This window comes from Streptomyces sp. BB1-1-1 (assembly GCF_031597775.1).
GTDB classification, from domain to species: domain Bacteria; phylum Actinomycetota; class Actinomycetes; order Streptomycetales; family Streptomycetaceae; genus Streptomyces; species Streptomyces thinghirensis.
Genome location: NZ_CP134203.1, coordinates 757,035 through 779,581, shown reverse-complemented (window position 1 = coordinate 779,581; position 22,547 = coordinate 757,035). Strand labels below are relative to the sequence as shown.

General features: G+C 71.8%; 23 protein-coding genes. 16 read left to right on the top strand and 7 right to left on the bottom strand.

The features are described from left to right. Position 1: 1 nt before the first annotated feature. From RI578_RS03515 to RI578_RS03500, 4 genes are read left to right on the top strand one after another with little or no spacing between them, the layout of a single operon-like run. The gene (locus RI578_RS03515) at positions 2 to 412 is read left to right on the top strand and encodes a roadblock/LC7 domain-containing protein (RefSeq protein ID WP_310869658.1); all 411 of its coding nucleotides are present in this window, start codon (positions 2 to 4) and stop codon (positions 410 to 412) included. Then, complete coding sequence (locus RI578_RS03510) at positions 409 to 780, top strand: DUF742 domain-containing protein (RefSeq protein ID WP_310869657.1); 372 nt, start codon at positions 409 to 411, stop codon at positions 778 to 780. The genes RI578_RS03515 and RI578_RS03510 overlap by 4 nt, the downstream gene beginning before the upstream one ends. Then, positions 761 to 1,366, top strand: coding sequence for an ATP/GTP-binding protein (locus RI578_RS03505; protein WP_310869656.1), 606 nt, complete (start codon positions 761 to 763; stop codon positions 1,364 to 1,366). Before RI578_RS03510 ends, RI578_RS03505 begins: the two co-directional genes overlap by 20 nt. Further along, entirely contained in the window at positions 1,363 to 2,610 is a 1,248-nt protein-coding gene (locus RI578_RS03500; RefSeq protein ID WP_310869655.1) for a cytochrome P450, read from the top strand. The genes RI578_RS03505 and RI578_RS03500 overlap by 4 nt, the downstream gene beginning before the upstream one ends. A 92-nt stretch (positions 2,611 to 2,702) precedes the next feature. Here the strand turns inward: RI578_RS03500 and RI578_RS03495 are convergent, their stop codons facing one another. Next, positions 2,703 to 3,734 carry a 7-epi-alpha-eudesmol synthase gene (locus RI578_RS03495; protein WP_310869654.1) on the bottom strand — a complete coding sequence of 344 codons (1,032 nt, stop codon included), beginning with the start codon at positions 3,732 to 3,734 and terminating at the stop codon, positions 2,703 to 2,705. Positions 3,735 to 3,974: 240 nt separating this feature from the next. Here RI578_RS03495 and RI578_RS03490 point away from each other — a divergent pair, with 240 nt between their 5' ends. Together RI578_RS03490 and RI578_RS03485 are read left to right on the top strand one after the other, a co-directional pair. Beyond that, entirely contained in the window at positions 3,975 to 4,439 is a 465-nt protein-coding gene (locus RI578_RS03490; RefSeq protein WP_310869653.1) for a pyridoxamine 5'-phosphate oxidase family protein, read from the top strand. Between the two features lie 78 nt (positions 4,440 to 4,517). Further along, the gene (locus RI578_RS03485) at positions 4,518 to 4,910 is read left to right on the top strand and encodes a VOC family protein (RefSeq protein WP_310869652.1); all 393 of its coding nucleotides are present in this window, start codon (positions 4,518 to 4,520) and stop codon (positions 4,908 to 4,910) included. A 54-nt stretch (positions 4,911 to 4,964) separates the two neighbouring features. On the opposite strand, the gene RI578_RS03480 is transcribed toward RI578_RS03485, so the two are convergent. Beyond that, positions 4,965 to 5,267 carry a DUF4235 domain-containing protein gene (locus tag RI578_RS03480; protein ID WP_121745504.1) on the bottom strand — a complete coding sequence of 101 codons (303 nt, stop codon included), beginning with the start codon at positions 5,265 to 5,267 and terminating at the stop codon, positions 4,965 to 4,967. 52 nt (positions 5,268 to 5,319) lie between these two features. Then, a complete protein-coding gene (locus tag RI578_RS03475) occupies positions 5,320 to 6,345 on the bottom strand; it encodes a glutathione S-transferase C-terminal domain-containing protein (RefSeq protein WP_310869651.1) in 1,026 nt (341 codons plus the stop codon). A gap of 166 nt (positions 6,346 to 6,511) precedes the next feature. Between RI578_RS03475 and RI578_RS03470 the strand changes: the two genes are divergently transcribed. Beyond that, a complete protein-coding gene (locus RI578_RS03470; RefSeq protein ID WP_310875652.1) occupies positions 6,512 to 7,510 on the top strand; it encodes a cation diffusion facilitator family transporter in 999 nt (332 codons plus the stop codon). Positions 7,511 to 7,574: 64 nt separating this feature from the next. Here the strand turns inward: RI578_RS03470 and RI578_RS03465 are convergent, their stop codons facing one another. Next, positions 7,575 to 8,024, bottom strand: a complete 450-nt coding sequence (locus RI578_RS03465) for a nitroreductase family deazaflavin-dependent oxidoreductase (RefSeq protein WP_310869650.1) — start codon at positions 8,022 to 8,024, stop codon at positions 7,575 to 7,577. A 219-nt stretch (positions 8,025 to 8,243) separates the two neighbouring features. Between RI578_RS03465 and RI578_RS03460 the strand changes: the two genes are divergently transcribed. Further along, the gene (locus tag RI578_RS03460; protein WP_310869649.1) at positions 8,244 to 9,482 is read left to right on the top strand and encodes a cytochrome P450; all 1,239 of its coding nucleotides are present in this window, start codon (positions 8,244 to 8,246) and stop codon (positions 9,480 to 9,482) included. Positions 9,483 to 9,494: 12 nt separating this feature from the next. Next, on the top strand, positions 9,495 to 9,695 hold the full coding sequence (locus tag RI578_RS03455) for a ferredoxin (protein ID WP_310869648.1): 201 nt from the start codon (positions 9,495 to 9,497) through the stop codon (positions 9,693 to 9,695). Here the strand turns inward: RI578_RS03455 and RI578_RS03450 are convergent. Further along, entirely contained in the window at positions 9,670 to 10,281 is a 612-nt protein-coding gene (locus RI578_RS03450; protein ID WP_310875651.1) for a TetR/AcrR family transcriptional regulator, read from the bottom strand. The genes RI578_RS03455 and RI578_RS03450 overlap by 26 nt on opposite strands. 123 nt (positions 10,282 to 10,404) lie before the next feature. Here RI578_RS03450 and RI578_RS03445 point away from each other — a divergent pair, with 123 nt between their 5' ends. From RI578_RS03445 to RI578_RS03435, 3 genes are all read left to right on the top strand, one after another. Then, positions 10,405 to 10,839: a nuclear transport factor 2 family protein gene (locus RI578_RS03445; protein ID WP_310869647.1), complete on the top strand. Its 435-nt coding sequence runs from the start codon at positions 10,405 to 10,407 to the stop codon at positions 10,837 to 10,839. 9 nt (positions 10,840 to 10,848) lie between these two features. Next, positions 10,849 to 11,409, top strand: a complete 561-nt coding sequence (locus tag RI578_RS03440; RefSeq protein ID WP_310869646.1) for a flavoprotein — start codon at positions 10,849 to 10,851, stop codon at positions 11,407 to 11,409. A 78-nt stretch (positions 11,410 to 11,487) separates the two neighbouring features. Continuing rightward, positions 11,488 to 12,456, top strand: coding sequence for an aldo/keto reductase (locus RI578_RS03435; RefSeq protein ID WP_310869645.1), 969 nt, complete (start codon positions 11,488 to 11,490; stop codon positions 12,454 to 12,456). A 16-nt stretch (positions 12,457 to 12,472) separates the two neighbouring features. On the opposite strand, the gene RI578_RS03430 is transcribed toward RI578_RS03435, so the two are convergent. After that, positions 12,473 to 13,117, bottom strand: a complete 645-nt coding sequence (locus RI578_RS03430; RefSeq protein ID WP_310869644.1) for a DUF4232 domain-containing protein — start codon at positions 13,115 to 13,117, stop codon at positions 12,473 to 12,475. Positions 13,118 to 13,348: 231 nt separating this feature from the next. Further along, a complete protein-coding gene (locus tag RI578_RS03425) occupies positions 13,349 to 15,727 on the bottom strand; it encodes a SpoIIE family protein phosphatase (RefSeq protein WP_310869643.1) in 2,379 nt (792 codons plus the stop codon). Positions 15,728 to 15,992: 265 nt separating this feature from the next. On the opposite strand from RI578_RS03425, the gene RI578_RS03420 reads away from it, so the two are divergent. The 4 genes from RI578_RS03420 to RI578_RS03405 all read left to right on the top strand — a co-directional run bounded on the left by RI578_RS03420 (position 15,993) and on the right by RI578_RS03405 (position 22,208). Further along, positions 15,993 to 19,079, top strand: a complete 3,087-nt coding sequence (locus RI578_RS03420; protein WP_310869642.1) for a glycoside hydrolase family 2 TIM barrel-domain containing protein — start codon at positions 15,993 to 15,995, stop codon at positions 19,077 to 19,079. A 158-nt stretch (positions 19,080 to 19,237) separates the two neighbouring features. Then, positions 19,238 to 21,481, top strand: coding sequence for a glycoside hydrolase family 9 protein (locus RI578_RS03415; RefSeq protein WP_310869641.1), 2,244 nt, complete (start codon positions 19,238 to 19,240; stop codon positions 21,479 to 21,481). 97 nt (positions 21,482 to 21,578) lie between these two features. Then, positions 21,579 to 21,827, top strand: coding sequence for a hypothetical protein (locus RI578_RS03410; protein ID WP_310869640.1), 249 nt, complete (start codon positions 21,579 to 21,581; stop codon positions 21,825 to 21,827). A gap of 3 nt (positions 21,828 to 21,830) precedes the next feature. Next, positions 21,831 to 22,208 (top strand): toxin Doc, encoded by a 378-nt coding sequence (locus RI578_RS03405; RefSeq protein WP_121745492.1) that lies wholly within the window; start codon positions 21,831 to 21,833, stop codon positions 22,206 to 22,208. Positions 22,209 to 22,547: the final 339 nt, after the last annotated feature.

The window sequence follows — 22,547 nt, the reverse complement described above, 5'->3', positions numbered from 1 at the left end:
CATGACGCACCAGGGAACCGACGTGAGCTGGGCGCTCCGCGACCTTGTGGAGAGCATCCAGGAGATCCGCTTCGCCCTCGTGGCCTCCAGCGACGGCAAGGCCATCACCTCCTACGGGGCCGAAGACCCCGACGACGTGGACCGTTTCGCCGCCGTGGTGGCCGGACTGCAGGCCCTGGCCCAGCCGGTCGCCGAGCAGTTCCCGCAGCACGCGGGGCAGTTGCGGCTGGCGATGATCGAGGTGGACGGCGGACACCTCTTCGTCGTCCGCGCGGGCCTGGAGACGTATCTCGGCGTCCTCGCCCGCGAAGGCCTCGACCAGGGCCTGCTCGGCCATCAGATGCGCGACCTGGCCCGCAGGATGGGTGAACTCCTCGGCACCACTCCGCGCCAGGACGAGCACTCTGGATGAGTGCTCCCCGCCGACCGACCGATCCGTCCGGGCTCGAGCGCTACTACGTCCTCACCGGAGGGCGCAGCGGGCCGGGCGGTTCGGCTTCGACCCTCGACGTGGCGACCCTCGTCGTCTCCCGCGCCGCCCCCTTACCGGGCATGCAGCACGAGCACGAGGAGATCCTCCGGCGCTGCCGCGAACCGCTGTCGGTGGCCGAACTCGGCGCCCACCTCGACCTGCCCTTCAACATTCTCGCGGTGCTGCTGTCCGACCTGCTCCAGGCAGGCCGCGTCGAAGCCCGTGATCCCATCCCGGCACACGACGCCGGCCGCGGGCCCGACCTCGCGCTCCTTGAGGAGGTACTCAGTGGACTTGAAAGGCTTTGACCGTCCGGGGTCACCGACGGCCGGGGACACCCGCTCGGTGAAGGTGATGATCGCCGGCGGCTTCGGCACGGGCAAGACCACCATGGTCCGCTCCGTCAGTGACATCAAGCCGCTGACCACCGAGGAGACCCTCACGCAGGCCAGCGCCGACGTCGACCACCTCATCGGCGTCGCCGACAAGACGCAGACCACCGTCAGCCTGGACTTCGGCAAGATCAGCCTCAACGACACGCTGATGCTGTACCTGTTCGGCACCCCGGGCCAGGAGAGATTCTGGTTCCTGTGGAACGGCCTGTTCAAGGGCGCGCTCGGCGCGGTCGTCCTGGTGGACACCCGGCGGCTGGCCTCCAGCTTCCGGGCGATCGAGGAGATGGAGCGGCAGAAGGTCCCCTTCGTCATCGCGCTCAACGTCTTCCCCGACTCCCGCGACTACCCCGTCGAGGAGATCCGGGACGCCCTCGACATCCCGCCGCACACGCCCGTCGTCTCCTTCGACGCCCGCGACCGCACCGCCAGCCGCGACGTGCTCGTCACCCTGATACGGCACCTGAAGGACCGTTCGGCCGCCGCACTGGAGCCCCGATGAACGACGACCAGACCCCGTCCGGCCCCACGGGCGGCGGCTGCCCCGTCGCCCACGGCGAGGACGCCACCCGGCTCTACGGCCCCGAGGCGGCCACCGACCCGCACGACATCTACACGCGGCTCCGCAAGGAACACGGCAGCGTCGCACCGGTGCTGCTGGAGGGCGACGTCCCCGCCTGGCTGGTGCTCGGGTACCGGGAGGTCCGGCGGGTGCTGGACAACCCCCTGCAGTTCAGCCGCGACTCGCGGATCTGGCGGGACTTCCGGGACGGCCGCGTCGAGGCGACATCCCCGCTGATGCAGATGGTGGGCTGGCGTCCCGACTGCGTCTCCCAGGACGGCGAACCGCACCGCCGGCTGCGCGGGGCGGTCACCGACAACCTGTACGCCGTGGCCGGCCGGGGCATCCGCCGGCACGCCACGCACTTCGCCAACAAGCAGATCGACGCGTTCGCCGACGCGGGCCGCGCCGACCTGGTGGCCGACTTCGCCGAGTACCTGCCCATGCTGGTCCTCACCCGCGTCTTCGGGCTCGCCGAGCGGGAGGGCCGCAGCCTCGCCGAGTCCAGCAAGCAGGTGATCAAGGGCGGCGCGGACGCCCTCACGCACAACGAGCGCATCATGGGCATCCTCGGCGAACTCGCCGCGCGCAAGCGCCAGGAGCCCGGGTCCGACTTCACCTCCGGCCTCATCGAGCACCACGCCGGCCTGGACGAGGACGAGATCGTCAACCATCTGCGCCTGGTGCTGATCACCGCCCACACCACGACCAGCAACCTGCTGGCCCGGGCGCTCCAGCTCCTGCTCACCGACACCTCCTGGCTCTCCGGACTGGTGAGCGGCCAGCTGAACCTGTCCACGCTCGTGGAGGAGGTGATGTGGAACTCCCCGCCGCTCGCCGTGCTGCCGGGCCGCTTCGCCACCGCCGACCTGGAACTCGGCGGCTGCCCGGTCAAGGAGGGCGACCTGCTCGTGCTGGGCCTCGCGGCCGGCAACCACGACCCCGAGATCCGCCCCGACACCGCCGTCTCGGTCCAGGGCAACGCCTCGCACCTCGCCTTCAGCGCGGGCCCGCACGAATGCCCGGGGCAGAACATCGGCCAGGCCATCATCGAGACGGCCGTCGACGTCCTGCTGCACCGCCTGCCGGGGCTCCGCCTGGCCGTTCCCCCGGCCGAGCTGACCTCCACGGCTTCCACCTGGGAGTCACGGCTGGACAGCCTGCCGGTCGAGTTCGCCGTATAGGGTCCGCTTCGCCGTACAGGGTCCGCCGGCGCGGACCGCTTACCGCGGCGCCGCCGCCCGGCCGGAGCGTCCGGCCGGGCGGCGCGCTCGCCTCACACGGTCAGCAGGTCGTCCACCGATCCCCGCCCGGCCAGTTCGGCGGTGGCCACCGGGCCCTCCTTGACCGCCGCGTACCGGCCGGTGGTCAGCGCCCACTCGTAGTTGCCGTTGATCCAGTGCTGGATGGCCTCCACGCCCATCGCCACCCGGGCCCGTTCGTCCGCGTCCAGACCCAGTTCGCCGCACATCATCGGTACGCGGGCCTCGAGGGCGACGTACGCGTCGAGGCAGCCGGTCGTCATGCGGTACGCCTCGTCGGCGGCCTCCCGCCACGAGCAGTCCCGCTCCCGGCGCAGGACGGCGATGAGGTTGTGGCCGTCCCCGCGGCGGCGTTCACGCTCGAAGGAGTGGATGTCGTTCATGAACCCGATGGTGTCCGCGGCCAGGTCCCGCATCCGTTCCATCAGCGGATGCGCCATCGCCGCGGCCGGCACCTCGAAGCCCCGGCTGCGCTCACCCGCGTCGATGCTGTGGTGGATGCCGACCGTACGGCGCCTGAAGACGGTGTAGTCGTCGAGTCCGAGCGTCCCGGCCCGGCCGTGGGCGGCCAGGTCGACCTCCTCGCAGTGCGCCACCAGGAAGCGCCCCCAGGAAGCGGCGAACCGCGACTTCCAGGTCAGGGACATGCCATCCGAGAGACTGGCCCAGACCTCCGCCCAGGCCAGCGTGATGGGGCATTCCACCCGCGGCGGGGTGCCCGCCGGGCGCAGCGGGGTGGCGATGAGTTCGCGCGCCACCTCGGCTATGCGCTCCGCGCGGTCCGGCCGGCCGGCGTCGAACTGGTCGTCGAAGAGGAAGGCGAGGGAGAACCAGTTCATCAGGACGACCATGTCGTCCGCCGACGCGTGGGGATAGGTACGGGCCGCGGCCTGAGCGAGGTCCCACGACTGGTACTCCTCGAATCCGGCCCGGCTGCGCACCAGCCCCCGCTCGCGCACCCAGCGCAGATGACGGTCCCGCGCATGGGCGAGATACGGGCTGACGGGAGTGTCGAAGGGGAGGTCGAACCGGACGTCCTGAGACATGTGCTTCCTTTCGGGAGACGAAGCGCAGAGTCCCCCCGGCCCTGCGAGCGGGCGGCCACCGGGCCACCCGCGCACTCGAACTGGGCTTCCCGATCCGAAAGTTGAACCGAGAAGCGATACGAGGCTGCCCCGACCCCAAATGATCTACACGGCGCCCGTTCGTGATCTCCGTTACTGCTCGTGCCTCGTGGCACCATCGGTAGCCCCGATCATGACGACGTATCAGGAGGCCGTCCGCCGATGACCCGGTCACCCGCCCGCAGCGCCGAACAGCGCAAGCACGACACCCTGCACCGCCTGGAACACGACGAGGACGCCTGGGTGGCCACGGCCGACGGCGCGTCCGGCATGCCGTACCTCGTGCCGCTGTCCTTCCTCTGGAACGGCTCCTACCTGCTGTTCTCCACCCCCGCCGCCAGTCCCACCGGCCGGAACCTGGCGGCGAGCGGGCGGGCGCGCGTCGGCATCGGACCGACCCGTGACGTGGTGATGGTCGAGGGCACCGTCGAGACCGTGGAGCCCGTCGAACTGACCGAGCAGGACGCCGAGTTGTTCGCCGCCAAGACCGGCTTCGACCCGCGCGCGCTCGCCACGCCCTACCTGTACTTCCGTATCCACCCGCAGCGGATCCAGGCGTGGCGCGAGGCCAACGAGATCGAGGGGCGCGAACTGATGCGCGACGGCCGGTGGCTGCCGACCGAGTGAATCGGCCGGGCCGGGATATCCGCAAGGTACAGGGCGCGGGGCACGAACGCCCCGCGCCCGGAATCCTTCGGAGGAGACATGGCACTGGTCAACGCGGGCGTCGTGGTGCTCGACTGCGCCGAGCCCGAGAAGCTCGCCGAGTTCTACAAGGGGCTGCTGGGAGCGGAAGGGACCGACGCGACCGCCAACCGGATCGAGATCAGGTCGGCCGACGGCTTCCGTATGGCGTTCCGGCGGGACGTCAACGCCACCCCGCCGAGCTGGCCCCGGCCCGAGAACTCCCTCCAGGCCCATCTGGACTTCTGGGTGGACGACCTGGACGAGGCGGAACGCGGTGTCGTCGAACTCGGTGGGCGTCCGGTGGAGGCGAAGGACGCACTCGGGGTGCATGAGGAGCGCGGCTACTCGGACCCGGCGGGTCACTCCTTCACCCTGCGCCGCACCGCACAAACGGCACCCAAGCAGGGCTAGCCACTGCCTGCCGGGTGCCGTCGGTGACGGGGGAGGGGGCGGGGCCCCGTGCGGTCAGTCGCGTCCGCCCTTCCCGCCGGCCGGCCAGACACCGGTCGAGCGTTCGATGGCCTTGGCTCCCGTCCGGTCCACGGCGCTGCGCACCGCGGCGAAGATGGCGCCCTGGATCGCGGCGGCGAGCAGGATCTCCCCCCAGCCGCGGTCCGGGTCCAGCGCGTCGGGCGCGTCGTCCTCGTGCCGGATCACCTTCCACGTCTTCTGGAACGCCAGCCCGGCCAGCGTGCCGCCCACCCAGCCCAGCGCGAAGCCGACGGGCTTGTAGGCGAGGGGGAGCTTCTGCTTCTTCTTCTTGGCCACGTGGATCTCCTTTGGCTCGGTGAGTGAATCGGTGGCGGGGTCGGTCGTACGGTCAGGGCCTGCCCCGCACCGGAACCGCCTCGTCGGCGGGGACCGGCCCCGGCGGTGTGCCGTCGCCGAACGGCCGGCCGCCCAGTTCCTGCCGGTGATGGGGCGTGAGCCAGCCGGACAGGTCCGGGCCCAGGGGCACGACGGCGGTCGGGTTGATGCCGGTGTGCACCTGGTAGTAGTGGCGTTTGATGTGGTCGAAGTCGACGGTGTCGCCGAAGCCGGGCGTCTGGAACAGATCGCGGACGTACCCCCACAGCACCGGGTTCTCCGTCAGCTTCCAGCGGTTGCACTTGAAGTGGCCGTGGTAGACGGCGTCGAAACGGACCAGCGTCGTGAAGAGCCGGATGTCCGCCTCGGTGATCGTGTCGCCGACCAGATAGCGTTGCCGCTCCAGCCGGGGCGTCAGCCGCTCCAGGCGCCGGAACACGCCCGCGCACGCGGCCTCGTACTCCTCCTGGCCCGTGGCGAAGCCTGCCCGGTACACACCGTTGTTGACGTCCTCGTAGACGCCCGCCATCACCTCGTCGATCTCGTCGCGCAGGGCGTCGGGATACAGGTCGGGCGCGCCCGGCCGGTGCAGGGACGTCCACTCGGTCGCGAGGTCGAGGGTGATCCGCTGGTAGTCGTTGGTGACCAGCTTCCCGCTGGGTACGTCCACGACCGCCGGCACGCTCACCCCGCCCGGGTAACCCGTCTCGCGCCGGTCGTAGGCCTCGCTGAGGTAGCGGATGCCGAGGACCGGGTCGCGGTCGTCCGGGTCCAGGGTGAAGCGCCAGCTGCGGTCGTCCTGGACGGGGTCGGTGATCGCCAGGGACAGGGCAGCCTCCAGACCGAGCAGCCGCCGCGAGACCAGGGCGCGGCTCGCCCACGGACAGGCACGGCTCACCACCAGCCGGTACCGGCCGGGTGCCACCGGCCACCCGTCCCGGCCGTCCGCGGTGATCCGGTCCGCGAAGTGGCTCTTGGACCGCTTGAACGCCTTCCTGCCGTAGCCGCTGTTGCCGGGCGTCCCGTCGTCACCGCTCATGGGTCTGCCTTCCCGTCGTTCGTGTGCCCTGGTGGACGCGTTCCCCGTTTTCGGCCGTCGGCACTGGTGGGCCACCCACAAGGGGGTGTGACCCGCGTCGGCCGGGGGCATTCGGCCCCTCGTGTATGGGACAGCCTCGGAAGAGAAGCAGGACCGGAAGACCGACATCGACGCCGACCGCGGCCCCGACCGCGAGGCCGACGGGAAGGCCGACGGGAAGGCAGACCGCAGGACGCGCGTCACCGTGCTGGTGGCCCTGGCGGCCAACCTGGTGATCGCCGTCGCCAAGGCGGTGGGCGGTTTCATCGCGGGATCGCCCGCGCTGCTGTCGGAGGCGGCGCACTCGGCGGCGGACAGCATGAACGAGGTCTTCCTCCTCGCCGCCCTGCGCCGCAGCCGCCGCCCCGCCGACCGGCGCCACCCCTTCGGCTACGGCAAGGAACGATTCTTCTGGTCGCTCCTGGCGGCCGTCGGCATCTTCGTCATGGGCGGCTGCTTCTCCTTCTTCCAGGGCGTCGAGGCCCTGCGCACCGGCGGCCAGGAGGAGCTGAGCGGCTACGTCGCCGGACTGATCGTGCTCGGTGTCGCCCTGCTCGCCGAGGGCGGCTCCCTGCTGCGGGCCCTGCACCAGGTGCGGGGCCAGGGCGGAATCGCCACCGGGCTGCGTGACCCGGCCCTGCGCACGGTCGTCGCCGAGGACGGCACCGCGGTGCTCGGCGTGACCCTCGCCATGACCGGCATGGTCCTGCACATGGTGACCGGACAGGTGGTGTGGGAGGCCTGCGCCTCGCTCGCCATCGGCGCGCTGCTCGTGTTCGTGGCCTACCGGCTGGGCCGCGAGGCCCGCGACCAGCTGATCGGCGAGGCCGCCGACCCGGAGGCCAGCGGCCGGATCCGGTCACTGCTGCGGGCACAGCCGGAGATCGACAGCGTCGAGGCGCTGTTCACCATGAAGACGGGGCTCGACTCCACCCTGGTGGCCGCCCGCATCGACCTGGTCCCGGGCCTCGACAGCGAGCGGGTGGAGGAGGTCGCCGTACGCATCAAGAGGTCGATCGCACGCACCGTTCCCGAGGCGAGGCAGATCTTCCTCGACGTCACCGACCGGCCCGCGCGGGAGGCAGCCGAAAGCCCCGCCGCGACGGGGGAACGCGGCGGGGCCTGAACGACGTGTTCCCGGTCGGCGTCGGTCCATGCACGCGGATCCGGGAAACTTCTGGCCGCCGGGTTCAGCTCCCGTCGGCCACTTCCAGGACGAAGACCGGGATCTCCCGGTCCGTCTTCTTCTGGTAGTCGGCGTACGGCGGATACGCCGCGACGGCACGCTCCCACCACTCGGCCTTCTCCGCGCCGGTGACCTCACGGGCCGTCATGTCCCGCTTCACCGGGCCGTCCTGGAGTTCCACATGGGGATCGGCCTTCACATTGTGGTACCAGACCGGGTGCTTGGGCGCCCCGCCCAGCGAGGCGACCACGGCGTAACGGCCCTCGTGCTCGACGCGCATCAGCGGCGTCTTGCGGAGCTTGCCGCTCCGCGCGCCCCGCGTGGTCAGCACGATGACGGGCATCCCCGTGTCCAACAGGGTCAGGCCCTTCGTGCCGCCCGAGCTCTCGTAGAGCTCCACCTGCTCGCGCACCCACTGCGTCGGGCTGGGTTCGTACTCGCCCTCAAGAGGCATGGCTTCCGTCCCATCGTCGTGTCGTACGGCTGACTGACACCGTGGTGCAACACCGGCCGGTGCAGGATCCATCCGTACCCCGTCCAGCCCGCCGATCTCCGACGATCCCCGGCCAGTGCGCTCCCGCCACCGATCTGGCCGAACTTGGCGTCGCCGTATAGGTGCCCGGGGCATCTAATGAAGATCGGCACGAGGCACTCTTCGTCTGCGAGGTCTTCCATGACGGACACGCACACCACGCCGGACACGCACACGACGCCGGGCGGGGGCGCGACGGAACCCGTCGCCTTCCCGCGGGACCGGACCTGTCCCTACCACCCACCCGCCGCCTACGACCCGCTGCGCGCCGCCCGGCCGCTGGCCCGGATCACCCTCTTCGACGGCCGTCCGGCCTGGCTGGTGACCGGACACGCCGCCGCCCGCAGGCTGCTGGCCGACCAGCGGCTGTCCACCGACCGCACCCGCGACGGCTTCCCCGCCACCTCGGCGCGCCTCGCCGCCGTACGCGATCGCAGGACCGCCCTGCTCGGTGTCGACGACCCCGAACACCGCGCCCAGCGCAGGATGGTCCTCCCCGAGTTCACCCTCAAACGCGCCACCGCCCTGCGCCCGCGGATCCAGCGGATCGTGGACGAACGGCTCGACGCGATGATCGCGCAGGGCCCGCCCGCCGAACTGGTGACGGACTTCGCGCTGCCCGTCCCCTCGATGGTGATCTGCGCGCTGCTCGGTGTCCCCTACGCCGACCACGACTTCTTCGAGGAACAGTCCCGTCGCCTGCTGCGCGGGCCCCGGCCCGCCGACACCCAGGACGCCCGCGACCGACTGGAGGCGTATCTGGGCGAGTTGATCGACCGCAAGAGCGGGACACCCGGCGAGGGCCTGCTGGACGACCTGGTCCGGCATCAGCTGAGCGAGGGCGCCGTCGACCGCGAGCAGCTGGTCGCGCTGGCGGTCATCCTGCTGGTCGCCGGCCACGAGACGACCGCCAACATGATCTCGCTCGGCACCTACACCCTCCTGAGCAACCCCCGCCGCCTGGCCGAGCTGCGCGAGGACCCCGCTCTGCTGCCCGGCGCGGTCGAGGAACTGATGCGCGTCCTGTCCATCGCGGACGGGCTGCTGCGGCTGGCCACCGAGGACATCGAGGTGGACGGGCAGACCATCCGGGCCGGTGACGGGGTCGTCTTCTCGACCTCCGTCATCAACCGCGACGAGACCGTCTACCCCGACCCGGACGCCCTCGACTGGCACCGCCCGGCCCGCCACCACGTCGCCTTCGGGTTCGGCATCCACCAGTGCCTCGGCCAGAACCTGGCCCGCGCGGAGCTGGAGATCGCCCTGCACACGCTCTTCGAGAGGCTGCCCTCGCTGCGCCTGGCCGCCCCAGCGGAGGAGATCCCCTTCAAACCCGGCGACACGATCCAGGGGATGCTGGAACTCCCCGTGGCCTGGTAGGAGGCTCCCGACATGCACATCGGCATCGACAAGGACACCTGCATCGGCGCGGGCCAGTGCGCGCTGACCGCACCGGACGTGTTCACCCAGGACGACGACGGCTACAGCACGGTCCGGCCCGGCCGGGAGGACGGCGGCGGCAGCGCACTGGTGCGCGAAGCGGCCCGGGCCTGCCCCGTCGGAGCCATCACCGTGTCGCAGGCGGTGGGCTGACACCGCCGGCGTCCGCCGCCGGGGTATCCGCCCCGGCGGCACCCAGCAGCAGTACCCGCGCCGCCTCGCGTGCCGCCCGGGCAGGTTCCGCGCCGCCCGTGACGCCCGCCGTCACCATGGCGCCCTCGGCCAGCAGGAACAGCTGCCCGCCCACCGCGGCCGGCAGTCCCGCGCCCGCCGCCAGGCCGTCGAGGAACTCCCGGAAAGCGCCCTTGTGCGCCCGCACCCGGTCCGCCACCGGAGCAGAGGTGGCCCCCAGTTCGCCGTACGCGTTGATCCACGCGCAGCCGCGGAAGTCCGGTTCGGCGAACCACTGCCCGAGCCAGTCGAAGACGGCCAAAATCCGGGCGCCGGGCTCCTCGTACCGGTCGACGTGTGCGGCCAGCCGCTCCCGCCAGCGCACGTCGCGCCGCTCCAGGTAGGCCACCACGAGCTGCTCCTTGGCCGGGAACAGCTGGTAGAGGCGTTTGAGCGAGACACCGGAGTCGCCGCGGACGTCGTCCATGCCGACGGCCTGGACGCCCCGCCCGTAGAAGAGCCGCTCCGCCGCGTCCAGAGCCCGTTCCCGGGCGACCTCGCTGTCCATGGAGACCTCTTCCCCGACGTGTGCCTCGATGCGTTCCTTGACCAGAGAACGGGCGTTCTCATACGGTAGCAGCCAGCACGCAGAGAACACCCGTTCTCCACTTCTCCGCACGGAGGTTCGGCCATGACCACCGACCGCCCGCCCCTGCCGCCGTTCACCCGGGAAACCGCCGCCCGCAAGGTGCGGGCCGCCGAGGACGCGTGGAACACCCGCGACCCGCACAAGGTCGCGCTCGCCTACTCCGAGGACTCGGTCTGGCGCAACCGCGACACCTTTCTCACCGGCCGTGCCGCCATCGTCGAGTTCCTGACCGCCAAGTGGGCGCGCGAACTCGAGTACGCGCTGCGCAAGGATCTCTGGGCCTTCGACGGCAACCGCATCGCCGTCCGCTTCCAGTACGAGTCCCGCGACGCCGACGGCCAGTGGTGGCGCTCCTACGGCAACGAACTCTGGGAGTTCGACGAGCACGGCCTGATGACCCGGCGGGAGGCGAGCATCAACGACGTGGCCATCACGGAGTCGGACCGCCGCATCCACGGCCCGCGGCCCGTTCAGTAGGGTTCCCGGGTGAGCGAACAGGTCCGGAACGCCGAGGAATCCGAGAAGCCGGCGAAGCCCTTTCTCTACGTCGTCGTCTGCGCCGCGGGCGTGGCCTCCGGCGTCAGCAAGCTGATCACCGCCGCGCAGGAGCGTGACTGGGAGGTCGGCGTCTTCGCGACCCCGGTCGCCATGGACGGCTTCTTCGACACCGCCGCCGTCGAGGCACAGACCGGCCGCCCCATCCGCTCGGCCTGGCGCCGCCCCGGCGATCCGCGGCCCTTCCCGGCGCCGGACGCCGTCGTGGTCGCGCCCGCCACCTTCAACACGGTCAACAAATGGGCCGCCGGCCTGGCCGACACCCTCGCCGTCGCCACCCTGTGCGAGGCCTGCGGCCTGGGCGTCCCCGTCGCCGTCCTGCCGTGCGTGGCCGACGCGCTGGCCTCCCACCCCGCGTACCGGGAGAGCCTGACCCGGCTGCGCGGGATGGGCGTGCGCTTCGGCGACCCGTACGCCGGTGCGGCGGGGGAGGACGGCGGTCGCCCGGAGTTCGCCTGGGAGCGGGCGCTCGACCTGCTCGAACAGCGCTGACCCGCCCCGGCTTCGAGCCCGCACGAAGACGTACGCTCGCCCCTGGTACTGATGATCCCGAAGACAGGAGCAGCAACGATGCAGTACGTGAAGCTCGGCTCGACGGGCCTGGACGTGTCGCGGATCTGCCTGGGCTGCATGACCTACGGCGATCCGGGCCGTGGCACGCACGAGTGGACCCTCGACGAGGAGGCCTCGCGCCCGCTGATCCGGCAGGCGCTGGAGGCCGGCGTCACCTTCTTCGACACGGCCAACGTCTACTCCGACGGCACCAGCGAGGAGATCGTCGGCAAGGCGCTGCGCGACTTCGCCCGCCGGGACGACATCGTGCTCGCGACCAAGGTGAACGGCCGGATGCGGCCCGGGCCCAACGGCGCCGGACTGTCCCGCAAGGCGATCATGACCGAGATCGACCACAGCCTGGAGCGCCTGGGCACCGACTACGTCGACCTCTACCAGATCCACCGCTTCGACCCGCACACGCCGGTCGAGGAGACGATGGAGGCCCTGCACGATCTGGTGAAGGCGGGCAAGGTCCGCTACATCGGGGCCAGTTCGATGTACGCCTGGCAGTTCTCCAAGATGCAGTACACCGCCGAGCGGCACGGCTGGACGAAGTTCGTGTCCATGCAGAACCACTACAACCTCGTCTACCGCGAGGAGGAGCGCGAGATGCTGCCCCTCTGCGCGGACCAGGGCGTCGGCGTGCTGCCCTGGAGCCCGCTCGCCCGCGGCCGGCTCACCCGGGACTGGGACACCGCCACCGAGCGCAGCGCCACCGACAACTTCGGCAGCACTCTCTACCAGGAGGGCGACCGTGCCGTGGTCGAGGCCGTCACGCGCATCGCCGGTGACCGCGGTGTGCCGCGCGCCCAGGTGGCTCTCGCCTGGCTGCTGCACCAGGACACGGTGACCGCGCCGATCATCGGCGCGTCGAAGCCGGGGCACCTGGAGGACGCCGTGGCGGCGGTCGAACTGACGCTCGGTGAGAAGGAGATCGAGGAGCTGGAGCGGCCCTACGCGCCGCACCCGATCGCCGGGCACTGATACCCGGCTCGACGTGTCAGGGACCCGTCCCGGGCTCCAGGGCGGTGACGGACACCGACGACTCGTCGCCGCCCACCGGGACCTCGCCGGCCTTCCACTCGACCTTGATCGGGTCCCGCTCGTCCGGCGGGGTGACTAGCAGCGCCGCCGGGGTGGCGGTGCGGGCGCCGCTGATCTGCGGGCTGGAGAACGACAGCCCGGCCCACGCGCTCTTCCCCGCGCTCAGCGTGACCGTCCGGGGGGAGGAGGGCGCGCGTTCGGGGTCCGGGCCCAGTTGCTTGCCGGACGCGTCGACGAAGGCGGCGCCGGGATATCCGTACAGGGTGCAGGTGCGGTCGGAGGTGTTGGTCAGCACGATCGGGAAGTTCCGCTGTCCGGCGCCGGGGTCGACGCGGCCGACGGCGGCGCGCAGCTCGGAGGTGTGGCAGCGGCCGTCGGTGCGGGCGGAGGCGGAGGCCGATCCGGCGGTGTCGCTGGGCGCGGTGGTGACCGCGGTGGCGGTGGACGCACCGGTGTCCGGACTGGTCGTGCGCGGGGCCTCGGTGGGTTGTGGGGCGCTCGACGTGCCGCTCTCGCTGCCGCAGGCGCTCACCAGGCCGAGGAGCGCGATCGCGCTCGCCAGCAGGGCGGTGCGGTGTCCGGGCTGGGACGTGTTCGCCATGGCTTCTCCACACTCCCGTCGGTCTCGCGCACGGTCCGCCGCCTGTGCGGCGGCACCGTACGCCCTGTGCCTTCGAGTGTCCCGCCGCGCGGGCCGGGAAACGACGAGCGCACTCCGTAGATGGGGTGCGCTCATCCGGCGCGGTCCTCCGGCTCACGCCTGCGGCTCACGCCTGCGGCTCACGCTCCCGGCTCACGCCTGCGGCTCACGCTCCCGGCTCACGCCTGCGGCTCACTCCTCGTCGAGCAGCCCCAGCTCCGCCCAGATCGTCTTGCCCTCGGTCGTGTGCCGGCTCCCCCAGCGCTGGGTGAGCTGGGCCACCAGCAGCAGTCCGCGGCCGCCCTCGTCCCAGGTCTTGGCCCGGCGCAGATGCGGCGCCGTGTGGCTGGTGTCGGAGACCTCGCAGATCAGCGTGGCCGTGTCGTGGATCAGCCGCAGCCGGATGGGCGGGGAGCCGTACCGGATGGCGTTGGTGACCAGCTCGCTCACGACCAGTTCGGCGGTGAAGGACGCCTCCAGCAGGGCCCAGGCGGACAACTGCTCGACGACCTGCTTGCGGACGGGGGAGACCAGCGACGGGTCGGCCGGAATGTCCCAGGTCGCGACCTGGCCGGCGGGCAGCCCCCGGGTGCGGGCCAGCAGCAGCGCCACGTCGTCGGCGGCGCTGCCCGAGGGGAGCAGCGCGTTCAGCACCCGGTCGCACGTCGCGTCCAGCGATTCGGCGGGGGCCGCCAGGGCCTCGCGCAGCAGCGCCTGACCGGCGTCGGCGTCCCGCTCCCGGCTCTCGACCAGCCCGTCGGTGTAGAACGACAGCACGCTGCCCTCGCGCAGCTCCAGCTCGGCGGACTCGAACGGCAGCCCGCCCACGCCCAGCGGGGGACCCGAGGGCAGCTCGACCTGTTGGGGCGGGCCGTCCGGCGGGACGAGGACGGGCGGCGGATGCCCGGCCCGCGCCAGGGAGCAACGCCGCGACACCGGGTCGTACACCGCGTACAGGCAGGTGGCGCCGACCTCGCCCGCGCTGTCGTCGCCGGACTCCTCGGACAGCCGGACGACCAGGTCGTCGAGGTGGGTGAGCAGCTCGTCGGGCGTCAGGTCGATGTCGGCGAGGGTGCGGACGGCGGTGCGCAGCCGGCCCATGGTGGCCGAGGCCTGGATGCCGTGGCCGACGACGTCCCCGACGACCATGGCCACCCGCATCCCGGACAGCGGGATGACGTCGAACCAGTCGCCGCCGACCCCCGAACGGGCCGCCGGGAGGTAGCGGGAGGCCGCCTCCACCGCGGCGGTGGGCGGCAGCCAGCGCGGGAGCAGACTGCGCTGCAGGGTCAGCGTGGCCTCGCGCTCACGGGAGTAACGGCGGGCGTTGTCGATGCAGACGGCGGCGCGGGCCGAAACCTCCTCGGCCAGCAGCACGTCGTCGTGGGTGAACGGGTAGGGCTGCCGGAACCGGGTGAAGACCGCGACGCCGAGGGTGGTGCCGCGGGCCTGGAGCGGCACGGACATCGTGGAGTGAATGCCGTACTCCCTGACCCGCCGCAGGCGGACGGGGTCCCATTCCAGCCACCGTTCGAGGTCGCCGAAGGCGTCCGCGGCGACGATCGCCTGCCCCGAGAGCAGGGATTCGGCCTGGGGCGAGCCGGCCGGGTAGACGTCCAGCTGTCCCGGTTCGGCCACCGCCTCCGGGCCGCCCGGGGCGACCGACCGGTAGGCCGTCCTGCGCAGGCCGACCGGCGGCTCGAGCACGGTGGCGGGCTCACCGCCGTGTTCGAGCGGGTCCAGCAGGTCGACGCTCACGAAGTCGGCGAGCGCGGGCACGCACACGTCCGCCAGCTCCTGGGCCGTACGGGTCACGTCGAGCGTGCTGCCGATGCGCACGCTGGCCTCGTTGACCAGCTGCAGCCGCTCCCGGGCGAGGTGCTGCTCCGTGAGGTCGTGGACGCTCACACACACGCCGAGGACCTGGCCGCCGGCGTCGGTGAGCGGCGCGATACGGGCGTTCCACGCGTGGGCGCGGCTCTCGCCGACGGCCCTGAGATGGGCCTGCATGTCGTACCGGTGGCCGGAGGCCAGTACCCGCCGCATGTGACGTTCGAGTTCCGCGTTCTGCGGCCGGCCGCTCATGTCGGTGGCCCGCAGACCGCGGAGGCGGTCGGGCGGGAGCCCGACGAGCTGCGCCATGGCGTCGTTGACACCGCGCAGCAGGAGCCGGTCGTCGAAGATCATCATGGCGCAGGGGGCCTGGGTGAGAGCGGCTCTGACCAGCGGGTCGTCCGCCGGGTCGGGACCACGCTCCAAGGGGGCGACGGCCAGCCACGTGCGAGGTGCGCCGTCCTGCGACGGTCTGCGGTGGGCGAGCACCCACACGGACACGGTGTGCCCGTCGCGGTGCCGCAGCGCCAGGGTGCCGTGCCAGTGCTCGTCGCCCGGCCCGGGGGGAGTGCCGTCGCCGCCGTCGGCCAGCAGCCCGGCGGCGGGGCGCCCCACGACCTCGGCGGCGGGATGACCCAGCAGCAGGCCGGCGCCCTCGTTCCACTCCAGCAGGGTGCCGGAGTCGTCGACGACTGCGCGGGCCGTGGCGGCATCGTCGAACGGGTTGACCGGACTCATCGTCGCCACTCCATTGCGCACACCCTCAGTGAACAGCGCGTCACCTGAGTCCCAGCCTAGTGCGTCCGGGCCCCGCGCGGACCCGAACCACCGGGCCCGCGATCGCCCCGGGGACGCGGGGGCCGCCGAACGGCCGGGCCGCCCGGGACAGAAAGAGCTTTCCGTGGTCTTGACGGCCACGTGTGGCACGACGTCAGAATCTGTTTGTTCCCGATCAGTTGTGAGTACTTCTGAGTTCTGATGAGCTTGATGAGGGAGATCCGCCATGACGGTCACGCGCAGATCGGTTCTGATCGCCTCCGCCGCCGCCCCGGCGGCCGGGGCGGTGCTGGGCGCCCCGTCGGCGTGGGCCGCGGACGCCACGGAGAGCGGCGCGGGCCGCGGCACCATCCCCCTGCTCGACGGCTGGCGCTTCCTGCTGGTCGACCCCGACGGTTCCGCCGACGACTCCACCGGCGCCGCGGACCCCGCGTACGACGACTCGGCGTGGCGCGAGGTCGCCGTACCGCACGACTGGAGCATCGAACAGACGCCCACCACCGAGCACGGCACCACCAGCGGCACCGGCTTCCTGCCGGGCGGCCTCGGCTGGTACCGCCTCGCGTTCACCCTGCCGCCCGCCTTCGCCGGCAAGCGGATATCGGTCGAGTTCGACGGCGTCTACATGGACTCCCGCGTCCACTGCAACGGCCGGGAGGCCGGACGCCACCCCTACGGCTACACCGGCTTCGCCCTCGATCTCACCGACCTGGTGCACACCGACGGCCGCACCGAGAACGTCCTCGCGGTCCAGGTGCGCAACCGGTTGCCGAGCAGCCGCTGGTACTCCGGCAGCGGCATCTACCGCGAGGTCCGCCTCGTCGTCACCGAACCGGTGCACGTACGGCGCTGGGGCACGTACGTCACCACACCGCAGGTGAGCGAGGAGCGCGCCGTCGTCCGAGTGGAGACGTCCGTCGTGAACGCGTCGGGCACCGCGCGCGAGGTCGAGATCAGGTCGGCGGTCAAGGACGCGGACGGACGCACCGTGGCCCGCGCCGCCTCCACGGCCCGCGTCGCCGAAGAGACGAACGAAGTCCACGAACTCACCGTCACCCGCCCGCGGATGTGGGACTTCGCGACCCCGCACCGCTACACCCTGCACACCGAACTGCGCGTCGGCGGCCGGACCGTCGACACCTACCGCACCCCGTTCGGCGTCCGCACCTGCCACGTCGACCCCGAGGAGGGCTTCCACCTCAACGGCCGGTACGCCAAGATCAAGGGCGTCGACCTGCACCACGACCTCGGCGCGCTCGGCGCCGCCGTCAGCATCGACGCGATCCGTCGCCAGATGACCATCATGAGGTCGATGGGCGTCAACGCCTTCCGCACCTCGCACAACCCGCCCGCGCCCGAGATGATCGAGGTCTGCGAGGAGATGGGCATCGTGATGCTGGTGGAGGCCTTCGACTGCTGGCGCACCGGCAAGAACCGCTACGACTACGGCCGGTTCTTCGACGAGTGGTGCGAGAAGGACGCCACCGAGATGGTGCTGGCGGCCCGCAACTCGCCCGCCGTGGTGATGTGGTCCATCGGCAACGAGGTCCCCGACTCCACCTCCACCGCCGGACTCGCCATGGCCGACCGGGTCATCGACGCCATCCGGGCCGCCGACGACACCCGCCCGCTGGTCATCGGCTCCGACAAGTACCGCCGGATGCCCGCCAAGGGCTCCGCGGCCGACCTGATGCTGGCCAAGCTGGACGGACTCGGCCTCAACTACAACACCGCCAAGTCGGTGGACGACCTGCACGCGGCCTACCCGCACCTCTTCCTCTTCGAGTCCGAGTCGTCGTCCGAGACCTCCACGCGCGGCACCTACCAGGAACCGGAACACCTCAACACCGGCGAGAACCAGACGCCCGGGAAGCGGGCCACCTCGTCCTACGACAACAACCTCGCCTCCTGGACCATGAGCGGCGAGTACGGCCACAAGAAGGACCGGGACCGGAAGTGGTTCGCCGGCCAGTTCCTGTGGTCCGGCATCGACTACATCGGCGAGCCGACGCCGTACGACGTCTTCCCGGTGAAGGCGTCCTTCTTCGGCGCGGTCGACACCGCCGGCTTCCCGAAGGACATGTACCACCTGTTCCGGAGCCAGTGGACGGACGAGCCGATGGTCCACCTGCTGCCGACGACCTGGAACCACCGCGAGGGCGACCCGGTCGAGGTCTGGGCGTACGCCAACGTCGACACCGTCGAACTGTTCCTGAACGGCAGGTCCCTCGGTACCCGTACGTTCGACACCAAGAAGACCGTCGACGGCCGTACCTACCTGGAGACCACCGAGGCCACCGGCGACGACAAGACCTTCACCGACGGCCCCTACCCCGGCAGTTACACCAGCCCGAACGGCAGCGCGGGCAAGCTCCACCTGACCTGGAAGGTGCCCTTCGAGGCGGGCGAACTGAAGGCCGTCGCCCGGCGGGCCGGCCGGGCGGTCGCCACCGACGTCCTGCGCACCGCGGGGGCGCCGCACGCCGTACGCCTCACCCCGGACCGCGACAGCGTCGCCGCGGACGGCCGCTCCCTGGTCTTCGTGACCGCCGAGGTGGTCGACCGGCGCGGCGTGGTGGTCCCCGGCGCCGAACACCTCATCTCCTTCGACGTCGCGGGCGGCTCCCTCGCCGGACTCGACAACGGCCGCCAGGAGAGCGCCGAGCGCTACCAGGCCAGCACCCGCACCGCCTTCCACGGCAAGGCCCTCGCCATCGTGCGGTCCGGCACCCGGCCGGGCACCGTACGGGTGACCGCCCGCGCGGACGGGCTGTGTACGGACACGGCGACCGTGCGCGCCCGCCGGGCCGCGTCCCGCGCCACCACACCGGCCGCGGAGTTCCGGCCCGAGCACCCGGCGCCCCCGGACCTCCCGCACGCGGACGCGAGTTACTCCGGCCGCCCCGACACGCTCCCCGCCGCCATGCTCGACGGCGACCCGGCGACCGGCTGGTCCAACGGCTTCCACAAGGCGGCCACCGCCCTGCTGCCCGCGTTCGACGGGGCCCGCGCCGAGGACTGGGTCTCGGTCGACCACGGCCGCGGGCGCACCTACGACCGGATCGAGGTCTCCTTCACCGTCGACGCCACCCACAGCCCGCCCGCCACGGTCGAGGTCGCCGTCTGGGACGGCCGCGCCTGGCGCGCGGCCGAGGGGGCGCGGACCGACTGGGCCGCCGCGTCCGACGTGCCCACCCTCATCACCTTCGAGCCGGTGCGCGGCTCCCGGGTCCGCCTCACGCTGACCAGCCGCCACCCCGGTGAGCCGAAGGGCGCGATCCGCATCAGCCGCCTGGAGGCGCCCGTCGCCTGAGCCGTCGCGCGGGGTCCGGACGGGAACCAGTCCCGTCCGGACCGTTGACGGCGTGTCATGTCTGCCACAAGCATGGCTGCGACCGCTTTTGGGAGCGCTCCCATTCGACGCCTCCCTCGACGTGAGCGCCATCCGCACCTCCCCCGAGGAGCCCAGACGTGAGAAAACGCAGAACCGCGCTCGTCTCCCTGACCGCGCTGCTGGCGGCGGCCGTCACCGCGCTGCCCGCCGCCCCGGCCGGAGCCGAGGAGACCGAGCAGGTCAAGAACGGCACCTTCGACAACGGCACCGAGTCCTGGTGGACGAGCAGCAACGTCACCGCGGGCGTGTCCGACGGCCGGCTGTGCGCCGACGCCCCCGGCGGCACCGCCAACCGCTGGGACGCGGCCGTCGGCCAGAACGACATCACCCTGGTCGCGGGGGAGTCGTACAGGTTCTCCTTCACCGCGACCGGCACGCCCGCCGACCACGTGGTCCGGGCGATCGTGGGCCTGTCGGTGTCCCCGTACGACACCTACCACGAGGTCAGCCCGCAGCTGAGCGTCTCCGGCAACACCTACTCGTACACCTTCACCTCACCCGTCGACACCACCCAGGGCCAGGTCGGCTTCCAGCTCGGCGGCACCCCCGACCCCTGGCGGTTCTGCGTGGACGACGTGTCCCTGCTGGGCGGTGTGGCGCCCGAGCCGTACGTGCCGGACACGGGGCCGCGGGTCCGGGTCAACCAGGTCGGCTACCTGCCGTCCGGCCCGAAGAACGCCACGCTGGTCACCGACGCGACCTCGCGCCTGCCCTGGCAGCTCAAGGACGACGGCGGCCGGGTCGTCGCCCACGGCTGGAGCAAGCCGCGCGGCGTCGACGCCTCCTCCGGGCAGAACGTCCACTCGATCGACTTCGGCCGCCACAAGAAGCGCGGCGAGGGCTACACGCTGGTCGCCGACGGGGAGACCAGCCGCCCGTTCGACATCGGCACCGCCGCCTACGAGCGGCTGCGCACCGACTCCGCGAAGTACTACTACACACAGCGCAGCGGCACCCCGATCAGCGGCGACCTGCGCCCCGGCTACGCCCGCCCGGCCGGACACGTGGGCGTGGCACCCAACCAGGGCGACACCGAGGTGCCCTGCCAGCCCGGCGTCTGCGACTACACCCTCGACGTCTCCGGCGGCTGGTACGACGCCGGCGACCACGGCAAGTACGTCGTCAACGGCGGCATCTCCACCTGGGAGCTGCTCAGCACCTACGAGCGCTCGCTGCACGCCCGCACCGGTGAGCCCTCGAAGCTCGGCGACGGCACGCTCGACATCCCGGAGAGCGGGAACAAGGTGCCGGACATCCTCGACGAGGTCCGCTGGGAGCTGGACTTCCTGCTGAAGATGCAGGTGCCGGACGGGCAGCCGCTGGCCGGCATGGCCCACCACAAGATCCACGACGAGGCGTGGACCGGACTGCCGCTGCTGCCCAGCGACGACCCGCAGAAGCGCGAACTGCACCCGCCGACCACCGCGGCCACCCTCAACCTGGCGGCGACTGCGGCCCAGGCGGCCCGCCTCTACCGCCCCTACGACCGGGAGTTCGCCGCGAAGGCACTCGACGCGGCCCGCACGGCATGGGCGGCGGCGCTGGCCCACCCGGACGTGCTCGCCGACGAGAGCGACGGCATCGGCGGCGGGGCCTACCCGGACGGCCAGGTCGAGGACGAGTTCTACTGGGCCGCCGCCGAGCTGTACCTGACGACGGGGGAGCGGGACTTCAAGGAGTACGTGCTGGACTCCCCGGTCCACACCGCCGACATCTTCGGCCCGCTCGGCTTCGACTGGGCCCGCACCGCGGCGGCGGCCCGGCTGGACCTCGCGACCGTGCCCAGCCGGCTCCCCGGCCGGGACCAGGTACGCCGCTCCGTCGTCCAGGGCGCCGACCAGTACCTGGCCACGCTCAAGGCGCATCCCTACGGCATGCCCTACGCCCCCGAGGACAACGTCTACGACTGGGGCTCCAGCCATCAGATCCTCAACAACGCGGTCGTCCTCGCCACCGCCTACGACATCACCGGCGGCTCCAAGTACCGTGACGGCGCCCTGCAGAGCATGGACTACATCCTGGGCCGCAACGCGCTGAACATGTCGTACGTCACCGGCTACGGCGAGGTCAACGCGCACAACCAGCACAGCCGCTGGTACGCCAAGCAGCTCGACCCGGCGCTGCCGGCCCCGCCCGACGGCACCCTGTCCGGCGGGCCGAACTCGAACATCCAGGACCCCTACGCACAGAGCAAACTCCAGGGCTGCGTCGCCCAGTTCTGCTTCATCGACGACATCCAGTCCTGGTCGACCAACGAGCACACCATCAACTGGAACGCCGCACTGGCCCGCATGGCCTCCTTCGTGGCGGACCAGAGCTGACCGCACCACCGCCCCGCCCGCCTCCCGCGGTACCGCCGTGACACTGCTCTGACCTGCGCGTATTTACGGGTCAGTACCCGCGCGGTACCGTGGAGGTATGCCAGCTCTGAACGTGGAGTTCAGCGACCGCGAGCTCGAGGACCTTCGGCAGATCGCCAAGGAACGCGGTACGTCGATGAAGGCGCTCGTGCGGGACGCCGCCGCCGCCGACATAGCCCGGCACCGGGCGCTGCAGGAGGGCGCGGAGGCGTTCCGCCGGTTCTTCTCGGCCCACGCCGACGAGTTCGCGGCCGCCTTTCCCGACGACGAACCACCGTCCGTCAGGGGCGAGGGGCGGGCCGCCTGACCCATGGCGCCGGTCCTGCACATCGACGTGCCCTGGCTGCTCCAGCGCCATGAGGAAGTGCTGCCGGAGCAGCCCACCATCAACGACTTCTCCGCGTTGGTCGCCGCCGTCGCCCGGCACCGCGTCGACCCGCCCCGCCTCGGGGTGGACTCCGACCCGGCCTGGCGGGCCGCCGCCCTGCTGCACACGCTCGCCGTGCTCAAGCCCCTGCCCTCGGCCAACGCCCGCTTCGCCTGCGCGACCGCCGTCGCCTACATGTTCGCCAGTGGCGTCGGCATCGACCCGCCCTACGGCGCCCTGGTCGACCTCGCGCGTGACCTGATGTCCGGCGGGGCCGACGCCTACGGCGCGGCCGACCGGCTGCGTTCCTGGCAGATCTGAAGCCCGGCCAGTCCACCACGCCGGGACGTGCGCCGGGAGCGTGCGCGGCGCACCGGCGCGTGCACGTGTTTCACACGGGGCGCGTGAAGAAAGCCGAAAGCAGGTGCCGGCCGCGTGAGTTGCCGCGGAATCTGACCTTCTTTCAAAGGGGACGCATGTTGCCCGGTCCGCCTTGTTGACCATGAGTGGTTTGTGCGAGAGTGAAGCACTCGTGCGGGGGGTAAAGGCCGGGTCTCGCACGCGTCTTGATGAACCAGGTCCGTTTTCGCCGTGGCGAATTCACGCTCCCCACACCGCGCCCAAAAGGTATACACCAATCCGGGGTTCCTTTTCGGCGAT

Bases quoted from the DNA above. Each gene is read 5' to 3' on its own strand.
- RI578_RS03495 (WP_310869654.1), bottom strand. From the start codon at position 3,734: ATGTCTCAGGACGTCCGGTTCGACCTCCCCTTCGACACTCCCGTCAGC.
- RI578_RS03455 (WP_310869648.1), top strand. From the start codon at position 9,495: ATGCACATCGGCATCGACAAGGACACCTGCATCGGCGCGGGCCAGTGC.
- RI578_RS03460 (WP_310869649.1), top strand. From the start codon at position 8,244: ATGACGGACACGCACACCACGCCGGACACGCACACGACGCCGGGCGGG.
- RI578_RS03445 (WP_310869647.1), top strand. From the start codon at position 10,405: ATGACCACCGACCGCCCGCCCCTGCCGCCGTTCACCCGGGAAACCGCC.
- RI578_RS03515 (WP_310869658.1), top strand. From the start codon at position 2: ATGACGCACCAGGGAACCGACGTGAGCTGGGCGCTCCGCGACCTTGTG.
- RI578_RS03405 (WP_121745492.1), top strand. From the start codon at position 21,831: ATGGCGCCGGTCCTGCACATCGACGTGCCCTGGCTGCTCCAGCGCCAT.
- RI578_RS03420 (WP_310869642.1), top strand. From the start codon at position 15,993: ATGACGGTCACGCGCAGATCGGTTCTGATCGCCTCCGCCGCCGCCCCG.
- RI578_RS03485 (WP_310869652.1), top strand. From the start codon at position 4,518: ATGGCACTGGTCAACGCGGGCGTCGTGGTGCTCGACTGCGCCGAGCCC.
- RI578_RS03500 (WP_310869655.1), top strand. From the start codon at position 1,363: ATGAACGACGACCAGACCCCGTCCGGCCCCACGGGCGGCGGCTGCCCC.
- RI578_RS03410 (WP_310869640.1), top strand. From the start codon at position 21,579: ATGCCAGCTCTGAACGTGGAGTTCAGCGACCGCGAGCTCGAGGACCTT.
- RI578_RS03450 (WP_310875651.1), bottom strand. From the start codon at position 10,281: ATGGACAGCGAGGTCGCCCGGGAACGGGCTCTGGACGCGGCGGAGCGG.
- RI578_RS03425 (WP_310869643.1), bottom strand. From the start codon at position 15,727: ATGAGTCCGGTCAACCCGTTCGACGATGCCGCCACGGCCCGCGCAGTC.
- RI578_RS03430 (WP_310869644.1), bottom strand. From the start codon at position 13,117: ATGGCGAACACGTCCCAGCCCGGACACCGCACCGCCCTGCTGGCGAGC.
- RI578_RS03490 (WP_310869653.1), top strand. From the start codon at position 3,975: ATGACCCGGTCACCCGCCCGCAGCGCCGAACAGCGCAAGCACGACACC.
- RI578_RS03475 (WP_310869651.1), bottom strand. From the start codon at position 6,345: ATGAGCGGTGACGACGGGACGCCCGGCAACAGCGGCTACGGCAGGAAG.
- RI578_RS03465 (WP_310869650.1), bottom strand. From the start codon at position 8,024: ATGCCTCTTGAGGGCGAGTACGAACCCAGCCCGACGCAGTGGGTGCGC.
- RI578_RS03510 (WP_310869657.1), top strand. From the start codon at position 409: ATGAGTGCTCCCCGCCGACCGACCGATCCGTCCGGGCTCGAGCGCTAC.
- RI578_RS03435 (WP_310869645.1), top strand. From the start codon at position 11,488: ATGCAGTACGTGAAGCTCGGCTCGACGGGCCTGGACGTGTCGCGGATC.